The 7,709-nt window shown below is 69.3% G+C and carries 18 protein-coding genes; all 18 read right to left on the bottom strand.

The genetic code is table 11. The features are described 5' to 3' along the window. A partial coding sequence (locus ACTIFU_RS21005; protein ID WP_439580275.1) for a 50S ribosomal protein L6 occupies positions 1-318 on the bottom strand: 318 nt, incomplete at its 3' end. 16 nt (positions 319-334) lie between these two features. After that, positions 335-733, bottom strand: coding sequence for a 30S ribosomal protein S8 (rpsH, locus tag ACTIFU_RS21000; protein ID WP_439580274.1), 399 nt, complete (start codon positions 731-733; stop codon positions 335-337). A 21-nt stretch (positions 734-754) separates the two neighbouring features. Continuing rightward, complete coding sequence (rpsN, locus tag ACTIFU_RS20995; protein ID WP_439580273.1) at positions 755-1,060, bottom strand: 30S ribosomal protein S14; 306 nt, start codon at positions 1,058-1,060, stop codon at positions 755-757. A gap of 55 nt (positions 1,061-1,115) precedes the next feature. Continuing rightward, complete coding sequence (gene rplE, locus ACTIFU_RS20990; protein WP_439580272.1) at positions 1,116-1,688, bottom strand: 50S ribosomal protein L5; 573 nt, start codon at positions 1,686-1,688, stop codon at positions 1,116-1,118. Between the two features lie 11 nt (positions 1,689-1,699). Further along, complete coding sequence (gene rplX, locus ACTIFU_RS20985) at positions 1,700-2,020, bottom strand: 50S ribosomal protein L24 (RefSeq protein WP_439580271.1); 321 nt, start codon at positions 2,018-2,020, stop codon at positions 1,700-1,702. Next, positions 2,020-2,388 (bottom strand): 50S ribosomal protein L14, encoded by a 369-nt coding sequence (gene rplN, locus ACTIFU_RS20980; protein ID WP_439580270.1) that lies wholly within the window; start codon positions 2,386-2,388, stop codon positions 2,020-2,022. Before rplN ends, rplX begins: the two co-directional genes overlap by 1 nt. Positions 2,389-2,401: 13 nt before the next feature. Further along, the gene (gene rpsQ, locus ACTIFU_RS20975; protein ID WP_439580269.1) at positions 2,402-2,674 is read right to left on the bottom strand and encodes a 30S ribosomal protein S17; all 273 of its coding nucleotides are present in this window, start codon (positions 2,672-2,674) and stop codon (positions 2,402-2,404) included. A gap of 19 nt (positions 2,675-2,693) precedes the next feature. Further along, positions 2,694-2,903, bottom strand: a complete 210-nt coding sequence (gene rpmC / locus ACTIFU_RS20970; RefSeq protein WP_439580268.1) for a 50S ribosomal protein L29 — start codon at positions 2,901-2,903, stop codon at positions 2,694-2,696. A gap of 3 nt (positions 2,904-2,906) precedes the next feature. Then, a complete protein-coding gene (gene rplP, locus ACTIFU_RS20965; protein WP_439580267.1) occupies positions 2,907-3,326 on the bottom strand; it encodes a 50S ribosomal protein L16 in 420 nt (139 codons plus the stop codon). A gap of 29 nt (positions 3,327-3,355) precedes the next feature. Then, positions 3,356-4,033 carry a 30S ribosomal protein S3 gene (gene rpsC, locus ACTIFU_RS20960; protein ID WP_439580266.1) on the bottom strand — a complete coding sequence of 226 codons (678 nt, stop codon included), beginning with the start codon at positions 4,031-4,033 and terminating at the stop codon, positions 3,356-3,358. Position 4,034: 1 nt separating this feature from the next. Then, positions 4,035-4,430: a 50S ribosomal protein L22 gene (gene rplV, locus ACTIFU_RS20955; RefSeq protein ID WP_439580265.1), complete on the bottom strand. Its 396-nt coding sequence runs from the start codon at positions 4,428-4,430 to the stop codon at positions 4,035-4,037. Positions 4,431-4,434: 4 nt separating this feature from the next. Then, entirely contained in the window at positions 4,435-4,713 is a 279-nt protein-coding gene (rpsS, locus tag ACTIFU_RS20950) for a 30S ribosomal protein S19 (RefSeq protein ID WP_439580264.1), read from the bottom strand. Positions 4,714-4,716: 3 nt separating this feature from the next. Next, entirely contained in the window at positions 4,717-5,550 is an 834-nt protein-coding gene (rplB, locus tag ACTIFU_RS20945; RefSeq protein WP_439580263.1) for a 50S ribosomal protein L2, read from the bottom strand. Positions 5,551-5,566: 16 nt separating this feature from the next. Further along, on the bottom strand, positions 5,567-5,863 hold the full coding sequence (locus tag ACTIFU_RS20940) for a 50S ribosomal protein L23 (RefSeq protein WP_439580276.1): 297 nt from the start codon (positions 5,861-5,863) through the stop codon (positions 5,567-5,569). Positions 5,864-5,904: 41 nt separating this feature from the next. Continuing rightward, positions 5,905-6,552: a 50S ribosomal protein L4 gene (gene rplD, locus ACTIFU_RS20935; protein ID WP_439580262.1), complete on the bottom strand. Its 648-nt coding sequence runs from the start codon at positions 6,550-6,552 to the stop codon at positions 5,905-5,907. A 7-nt stretch (positions 6,553-6,559) separates the two neighbouring features. Beyond that, the gene (gene rplC, locus ACTIFU_RS20930) at positions 6,560-7,234 is read right to left on the bottom strand and encodes a 50S ribosomal protein L3 (RefSeq protein ID WP_439580261.1); all 675 of its coding nucleotides are present in this window, start codon (positions 7,232-7,234) and stop codon (positions 6,560-6,562) included. Between the two features lie 10 nt (positions 7,235-7,244). After that, positions 7,245-7,553 carry a 30S ribosomal protein S10 gene (gene rpsJ, locus ACTIFU_RS20925; RefSeq protein WP_439580260.1) on the bottom strand — a complete coding sequence of 103 codons (309 nt, stop codon included), beginning with the start codon at positions 7,551-7,553 and terminating at the stop codon, positions 7,245-7,247. 80 nt (positions 7,554-7,633) lie between these two features. Continuing rightward, positions 7,634-7,709: hypothetical protein (locus ACTIFU_RS20920; RefSeq protein WP_141855806.1), on the bottom strand; the 76-nt coding region annotated here is incomplete at its 5' end.

Raw genomic sequence — 7,709 nt, 5'->3', positions numbered from 1 at the left:
GTTCATCACGAGATCCTTGCCCTGCACCGCGGCGCGGAACCCCGTGCCGCTGATCTCGAGCGTCTTCGCGAAGCCCTCGCTCACGCCCTTCACCATGCCGGCGACCACGCTGCGCGTGGTGCCCCACAGCGCGCGCGCGCGCTTGCCCTCGTCGCGCGGCCTCACGACCACGCCGCCCGCCTCGACCGCGGCCTCGATCTCCTCGGCGAGCGGCAGGGTGAGCTCGCCGAGCTTGCCCTTCGCCGTCAGCACGCGGTTCGCGATCGCGACCGTCACGCCGGCGGGCAGCGGCACCGGATACTTCCCTACGCGGGACATCGCTTCTCCTCCCGCCTCAGAACACGCGGCAGAGCACTTCGCCGCCGACATTGGCGGCGCGCGCCTCGACATCGCTCATCACCCCGCGCGGGGTGGAGAGGATCGACACGCCAAGGCCGTTGTAGACGCGCGGCAGCTCCTTGATCTTGGAGTACACGCGCCGCCCGGGGGTGGAGACGCGCGTGATCTCCTTGATCACCGGCTCGCCCTCGGAATACTTGAGCTCGATCTCAAGCTCGCGCACGCCCGGGCGCACATCCAGCACCTTCCAGGCGCGGATATACCCCTCGCGCTTCAGCACCTCGCACACATTCGCGTGCAGCTTGCTCGCCGGCGCGCGCGTCGAGCTGCGCCGCGAGCGCTGCGCGTTGCGGATGCGGGTGATCAGATCGCCCAGGGGATCGGAGATCGCCATGGTTTCTCTCCTCGCTCCGCCCTACCAGCTCGCCTTGGCCATGCCGGGGATCTGCCCGGTGGAGGCGAGCTCGCGCAGCGCGATGCGGCACAGCTTGAACTTGCGGTAGTTGCCGCGCGACCGGCCGGTGAGCGTGCAGCGCAGCCGCACCCGAACGGCCGCGCCGTTGCGCGGCATCTCGGCGAGCCGGAGCATCGCCGCGAAGCGCTCCTCGGGGCTTGCGTCCTTCTGGCGCAGCACCGCCTTCAGCGTGGCGCGCTTGCCGGCATCCCGCTTCGCCATCCGTTCGCGCTTCAGGTTGCGCTCGACAGAAGAAGTCTTGGCCATGAATTCCGATCCTCCGAACCTGCCGGCACGCGCCGGTGGTCTTCCGAGCCTTTCCTCAGTTGGCGAAGGGCAGCGAGAACGCCTTGAGCAGCGCCTTCGCTTCCGCATCGGTCTTCGCCGTGGTGCAGATCACGATGTCCATGCCCCGGACCTTGTCGACCTTGTCGTAGTTGATCTCGGGGAAGACGATCTGCTCCTTCAGTCCCATCGCGAAATTGCCGCGCCCGTCGAAACCCTTGCCGGTGACGCCGCGGAAGTCGCGCACGCGCGGCAGCGCGATCGTCAGCAGCCGGTCCAGGAACTCGTACATGCGCGCCCGGCGCAGCGTGACCTTCGCGCCGATCGGCATGCCCTCGCGGATCTTGAACCCGGCGATCGCCTTCTTCGCCTTGGTCTTCACCGGCTTCTGCCCGGCGAGCAGCGTCAGGTCGCCGACCGCGGCGTCGAGCTTCTTGGCATCGCTCGCCGCCTCGCCCACGCCCATGTTGATGACGATCTTCTCGAGCTTCGGCACCGCGAAGGGGTTCGCGTAGCCGAACTCCTTCACGAGCCCGGGCCGCACCACCGTCTCGTAGTACTCCTGCAGCCGCGCCTTCGGGCGGGCCGCGCTCGCTGTGGCCTCTGCCATGGCCGCCTCCGTCACGCGTCGATCACTTCGCCCGAACCCCTGGCCACGCGCACCTTCTTCCCATCCTCGAGGATGCGGAAGCCGACGCGCGTCGGCCGGTCGGTCTTCGGGTCGAGCAGCATCAGGTGAGAGAGGTGCACCGGCGCCTCCTTCTCGACGATGCCGCCGGGCTGGCCCATGCCGCCCGGCTTGGTGTGGCGCTTCACCATCGCCACCCCCGTCACCACCGCGCGGCTCTCCTTCGGGATCACCTTCAGGACCTCGCCGCGCTTGCCCTTGTGGGCGCCGGAGATCACCTCCACGCGGTCGCCCTTGCGGATCTTCGCAGCCATCACAGCACCTCCGGCGCGAGGCTGATGATCTTCATGAACTTCCTCGCGCGCAGTTCGCGCACCACGGGGCCGAAGATGCGCGTGCCGATCGGCTCCATCTGCTTGTTGATCAGCACCGCCGCGTTGCGGTCGAAGCGGATCGCCGAGCCATCGGTGCGCCGCACGGGATAGGCCGTGCGCACGATCACCGCGTGGTGCACGTCGCCCTTCTTCACCTTGCCGCGCGGGATCGCCTCCTTCACCGAGACGACGATCACGTCGCCGACCGAGGCGGTCTTGCGCTTCGCCCCGCCCAGCACCTTGATGCACTGCACCCGGCGTGCGCCCGAGTTGTCGGCGACGTCGAGGTTGGATTCGACATGGATCATGGCGCGATCCCCCTCAGCCTGCGGCCTGCGCCGACTCGGCCGCGAGCGATGCGCCGTTGCGCTCGATCACCTGCCAGGTCTTGCGCGCGCTGATCGGGCGGCACTCCTCGATGCGCACCACGTCGCCCTCCTTGCAGAGGTTCGCCTCGTCGTGCGCGGCGTACTTCTTCGACCGGCGGATGAACTTCTTGTAGAGCGGGTGCATCACGCGACGCTCGACAAGCACCGTCACGGTCTTGTCCATCTTGTCGCTGACGACGCGGCCCGTCAGAACGCGCTTCGGCATGGTCTCCTCTCCCCCGCGCTCAGGCCGCCGCCGGCGCGGCTGACGCGCGCTGGCCCAGGATGGTCTTGATCCGCGCGATGTCGCGCCGGATCGTGCGGATGCGGTTGGTGCTCTCGAGCTGGCCGGTGGCCCGCTGGAAGCGCAGGTTGAACTGCTCGCGCCGAAGCGCGATCAGCATGTCCTTGAGCTCGTCGGGGCTCTTCGCCCGGAGATCAGCCGGCTTGGTCATCGCTCACCCCTCCAGCCCGATCCGCGCCACGACCTTGGTCTTGATCGGCAGCTTCGCCGCGGCGAGCTCGAGCGCCGAACGCGCGACCTCGGCCGTCACGCCGTCGAGCTCGAACATGATCCGCCCCGGCTTCACCCGGCACACCCAGAGCTCCGGGCTGCCCTTGCCCGAGCCCATGCGCACCTCGGCCGGCTTCTTCGACACCGGCACGTCGGGGAAGATGCGGATCCACACGCGGCCCTGGCGCTTCATCTGGCGCGTGATCGTGCGCCGCGCCGCCTCGATCTGGCGGGCAGTGATCCGCTCCGGCTCCATCGCCTTCAGCCCATAGGAGCCGAAGTTCAGCGTGGTGCCGGCCTTCGCGTCGCCGTGGATCCGGCCCTTGTGGGCCTTGCGCCACTTGGTCTTCTTCGGCTGCAGCATCGTCGTCTACCTGTGATCCCTGAACCGGCTCAGCGCTGCGGCGCCTGCTCGGCCGCGCGGCGATCCATCGCCATCGGGTCGTGCGCCATCACCTCGCCCTTGAACACCCACACCTTCACACCGCAGGTGCCGTAGGTGGTCTTGGCGGTGGCGACCCCGAAATCGATGTCGGCGCGCAGCGTGTGCAGCGGCACGCGCCCCTCGCGGTACCACTCGACGCGCGCGATCTCCGCGCCCCCGAGCCGGCCCGCGCAGTTGATGCGGATGCCCTGCGCGCCGAGCCGCATCGCCGACTGCACCGCGCGCTTCATCGCGCGGCGGAAGCTGACGCGCCGCTCGAGCTGCTGGGCGATGTTCTCGGCCACCAGCACCGCCTCGATCTCGGGCTTGCGGATCTCGACGATGTTGAGCTGCACCTCGGCGCCGGCCTGGGCCTTCAGCTCCTGACGCAGCTTCTCGATGTCCTGGCCCTTCTTGCCGATGATCACGCCCGGCCGCGCGGCGTAGATCGTCACGCGCGGCTTCTTCGCCGGACGCTCGACCACCACGCGCGCCACCCCGGCCTGGGCGAGCTTCCCGCGCAGGAACTTCCTGAGCTTCAGATCGTCGTGCAGCAGCTTCGCGTAGTCCTTGTCGGCGAACCAGCGGCTGTCCCAGGTGCGGTTGATGCCGATCCGCATCCCGACCGGATTGACCTTCTGACCCATCTCAGCGCGCTCCCTCGCTCACCGCCTGCGGGCGCTCGCGCACCACGATCGTCAGATGGCTGAACCACTTCTCCACCCGCGCCGCGCGCCCGCGGCCGCGCGCATGGAACCGCTTCATCACCACCGAGCGCCCGACCGTCGCCTCGCGCACGGTCAGCCGGTCGACGTCGAGCCCGTGGTTGTTCTCCGCGTTCGCGATCGCGCTGTCGAGCGCCTTCTTCACCGCCTGGGCGATGCGCCGCTTCGAGAAGGTCAGCGCCGCGCGCGCCTCCGCCGCCGGCAGGCCGCGGATCATCTCCGCCACCAGGTTGAGCTTGCGCGGGCTGACACGGAGATTGCGCACGATCGCCTGTGCCTCCGTGTCGTCCAGCCTGCGCGGCATGCCGATCTTGCCCATCGCCTCAGCTCCGCTTCGACTTCTTGTCCGCCGCGTGGCCCGAGAAGGTGCGGGTGGGGGCGAACTCGCCGAGCTTGTGGCCGACCATCTGCTCGTTCACCTGCACGGGGATGAACTTGCGGCCGTTGTAGACGCCGAAGGTCAGGCCGATGAACTGCGGCATGATCGTCGAGCGGCGCGACCAGGTCTTGATGATCTCGTTGCGCCCCGACGAGCGGGCCGCCTCGGCCTTGGTGAGCAGGTAGCCGTCCACGAACGGCCCCTTCCAGACGGAACGCGGCATCGCTCAGCCCTTCGTCGCGTTGCGGCGGCGGATGATCAGCCCATCCGTCCGCTTGTTCTGGCGCGTCTTCGCACCCTTGGTCGGCTTGCCCCAGGGCGTCACCGGATGGCGCCCGCCCGAGGTGCGGCCCTCGCCGCCGCCATGCGGGTGGTCGATCGGGTTCATCGCGACCCCGCGGTTGTGCGGCCGGCGCCCCAGCCAGCGCATGCGCCCGGCCTTGCCGATCTGCTGGTTGCTGTTGTCGGGGTTCGACACCGCGCCGATCGAGGCCATGCACTCGGCGCGCACGGTGCGGAGCTCACCCGAGGAGAGCTTGATCTGCGCGTAGCCCGCGTCCTTGCCGACCAGCTGCGCGTAGGTGCCGGCGGCGCGCGCGATCTTGCCGCCCGCGCCCGGCTTCATCTCGATGTTGTGGATGATCGTGCCGACCGGGATCGCCCCCATCGGCATCGCGTTGCCCGGCTTGATGTCCGCGCGCGCGCCGGCGATCACCGCATCGCCCACCTTCAGGCGCTGCGGGGCGAGGATGTAGGAGAGCTCGCCGTCGGCATACTTGATCAGCGCGATCCAGGCCGAGCGGTTCGGATCGTACTCGATCCGCTCCACCGTCGCCGCGACGTCGAACTTGCGCCGCTTGAAGTCGATGATCCGGTACGACTGCTTGTGCCCGCCGCCGCGGAACCGCACGGTGGTGTGGCCGTGGTTGTTCCGCCCGCCGGACGACGACTTGCCGACCGTGAGACCCTTGACCGGCTTGCCCTTCCAGAGGCCGGACCGGTCGACCAGCACCGTGCCGCGCAGGCTCGGCGTGACCGGCTTGAACTGCTTGAGCGCCATCGTTCCCCGCTCCCGCTCAGGCGAGCCCGGTGGTCAGGTCGATGGAGAAGCCGGGTGCGAGCCGCACCATCGCCTTCTTCCAGTCCGACCGCTGACCGGGCCGGCCGCGGAATCGCTTGGTCTTGCCCTTCATGACGATCGTGTTGACCGCCTGGACCTTCACGTTGAACAGGCCCTCGACCGCGGCGCGGATCTCGGGCTTGGTCGCGTCCAGCCGCACGCGGAACACCACCTGGTTCGCAGCCGTCAGCGCGGTCGCCTTCTCGGTGATCACCGGGCTCAGCACGACCTGGTACATCCGCTCGGGCGAGATCCGGCGCACCGCCTTCGGCGCGGGCTCTGCGGTTTCGTCGTTCATGCCGCTGTCTCCCCGGCCGTCTCCGCGGCGCCGAGCCGCTGGGCGAGCCCCTCGAGCGCCGCCTTCGTCACCGCCAGCACGTCATGGCGGAGGATGTCGTACACGTTCGCGCCGAGCGCGGGCAGCACATCGAGCCCCGGAATGTTCCGGGCCGCACGCGCGAAGCCCTGGTCGAGCGCTACCCCGTCGATGACCAGCGCCGACTGCCAGCCGAGTGCGGCGACCTGCTTCTTCAGCGCCCCGGTCTTGCCGTCGGATGCGGCCGTCTCGAGCACGATCAGCTTGCCCTCGCGCGCCTTCTGGCTGAGCGCGGAGATCAGCCCGAGCCGGCGCACCTTCTTCGGCAGCGCGTAGCCGTGGTCGCGCACCACCGGGCCATGCACCACGCCGCCGGTGCGGAACTGCGGCGAGCGCAGGCTGCCCTGGCGCGCGCGGCCGGTGCCCTTCTGCTTGTAGGGCTTCTTGGTCGTGCCGCTGACCTCGCCCATGCCCTTGACCTTGTGCGTGCCGGCGCGCCGCTTGGCGAGCTGCCAGTGCACCACCCGCGCCATGATGTCGGCGCGCGGCTCGGCGCCGAACAGCGCCTCAGGCAGCTCGACCTCGCCGGCGGGCTGATTGGCGAGCGTGATCACCGTCGTCTTCATCGCGTCCTCACGCCTTCACGCCGGCCGGCAGCGGCACCTCGGCCGGGCGCGCGCGCTTCACCGCGTCGCGCACCAGCACGTAGGAGCCCTTCGCGCCGGGCACGGCACCGCGCACCATGATCACGCTGCGCCCGGCGTCGACGCCGGCGATCTCGAGGTTCAGCGTGGTCACCCGCTCGTCGCCGAGATGGCCGGCCATCTTCTTGGTCTTGAAGGTCTTGCCGGGGTCCTGGCGCTGGCCGGTCGAGCCGTGGCTGCGGTGGCTGACCGACACGCCGTGCGAGGCCTCGAGGCCGCGGAAGTTCCAGCGCTTCATCGGCCCGGCGAAGCCCTTGCCCTTGGTGGTGCCGGTGACATCGACCATCTGGCCCTTGACGAAATGATCGACCGAGAGCGTGGCACCCAGTTCGGGCATCGAAGCCGGATCGACGCGGAACTCGACGAGCTTCGCCTTGGGCTCGACCTTCGCCTTGGCGAAGTGGCCGCGCAGCGCCTTGCCGGTGTTCTTCGCCTTCGCATGGCCGATGCCAAGCTGCACGGCCGAGTAGCCGTCCTTCTCCTCGGTGCGCTGCGCCACCACCTGCACCTCGTCAAGCAGCAGCACGGTGACGGGCACATGCGTGCCGTCGTCGTTGAACAGCCGGGTCATGCCCAGCTTGCGTGCGATCACACCCGTCCGCATGGCCCGGTCCTCAGACCTTGATCTCGACATCGACGCCGGAGGCGAGGTCGAGCTTCATCAGCGCGTCCACCGTCTGCGGCGTCGGATCGACGATGTCCAGGAGCCGGCGATGGGTGCGGATCTCGAACTGCTCGCGGCTCTTCTTGTCGACGTGGGGCGAGCGGTTCACGGTGAACCGCTCGATCCGCGTCGGCAACGGGATCGGACCCCGCACCTGCGCACCCGTGCGCTTGGCCGTGTTGACGATCTCCCGCGTGCTCGTGTCGAGCACGCGGTGATCATACGCCTTCAGGCGGATGCGGATGTTCTGGTTGTCCATGATCCCTCGCCTCGTGCGCACGCGGCCTGGCCTGGCCGGAGGTGCGCGCGATGCCCTCTCCTTCGCCTGCTCTCAGCCCGTCACTGCACGATCTTGGTGACGACGCCGGCGCCGACGGTGCGGCCGCCCTCGCGGATGGCGAAGCGCAGACCCTCG

It is taken from the genome of Elioraea sp. (assembly GCF_051860475.1).
In the GTDB taxonomy this organism is placed as follows: Bacteria; Pseudomonadota; Alphaproteobacteria; order Acetobacterales; family Acetobacteraceae; genus Elioraea.
This window is presented reverse-complemented; position numbering and strand designations above follow the sequence as displayed.

What these genes read in the sequence shown, in the direction of transcription:
- rplC (WP_439580261.1), bottom strand. Translation starts at nt 7,234, where the DNA reads ATGCGGACGGGTGTGATCGCACGCAAGCTGGGCATGACCCGGCTGTTC.
- rpsS (WP_439580264.1), bottom strand. Translation starts at nt 4,713, where the DNA reads ATGCCGCGTTCCGTCTGGAAGGGGCCGTTCGTGGACGGCTACCTGCTC.
- rplP (WP_439580267.1), bottom strand. Translation starts at nt 3,326, where the DNA reads ATGCTGCAGCCGAAGAAGACCAAGTGGCGCAAGGCCCACAAGGGCCGG.
- rplD (WP_439580262.1), bottom strand. Translation starts at nt 6,552, where the DNA reads ATGAAGACGACGGTGATCACGCTCGCCAATCAGCCCGCCGGCGAGGTC.
- rplV (WP_439580265.1), bottom strand. Translation starts at nt 4,430, where the DNA reads ATGGGCAAGATCGGCATGCCGCGCAGGCTGGACGACACGGAGGCACAG.
- rplX (WP_439580271.1), bottom strand. Translation starts at nt 2,020, where the DNA reads ATGGCTGCGAAGATCCGCAAGGGCGACCGCGTGGAGGTGATCTCCGGC.
- rpmC (WP_439580268.1), bottom strand. Translation starts at nt 2,903, where the DNA reads ATGACCAAGCCGGCTGATCTCCGGGCGAAGAGCCCCGACGAGCTCAAG.
- rpsN (WP_439580273.1), bottom strand. Translation starts at nt 1,060, where the DNA reads ATGGCCAAGACTTCTTCTGTCGAGCGCAACCTGAAGCGCGAACGGATG.
- rplB (WP_439580263.1), bottom strand. Translation starts at nt 5,550, where the DNA reads ATGGCGCTCAAGCAGTTCAAGCCGGTCACGCCGAGCCTGCGCGGCACG.
- rpsQ (WP_439580269.1), bottom strand. Translation starts at nt 2,674, where the DNA reads ATGCCGAAGCGCGTTCTGACGGGCCGCGTCGTCAGCGACAAGATGGAC.
- rpsH (WP_439580274.1), bottom strand. Translation starts at nt 733, where the DNA reads ATGGCGATCTCCGATCCCCTGGGCGATCTGATCACCCGCATCCGCAAC.
- rpsC (WP_439580266.1), bottom strand. Translation starts at nt 4,033, where the DNA reads ATGGGTCAGAAGGTCAATCCGGTCGGGATGCGGATCGGCATCAACCGC.
- rplE (WP_439580272.1), bottom strand. Translation starts at nt 1,688, where the DNA reads ATGGCAGAGGCCACAGCGAGCGCGGCCCGCCCGAAGGCGCGGCTGCAG.
- rpsJ (WP_439580260.1), bottom strand. Translation starts at nt 7,553, where the DNA reads ATGGACAACCAGAACATCCGCATCCGCCTGAAGGCGTATGATCACCGC.
- rplN (WP_439580270.1), bottom strand. Translation starts at nt 2,388, where the DNA reads ATGATCCATGTCGAATCCAACCTCGACGTCGCCGACAACTCGGGCGCA.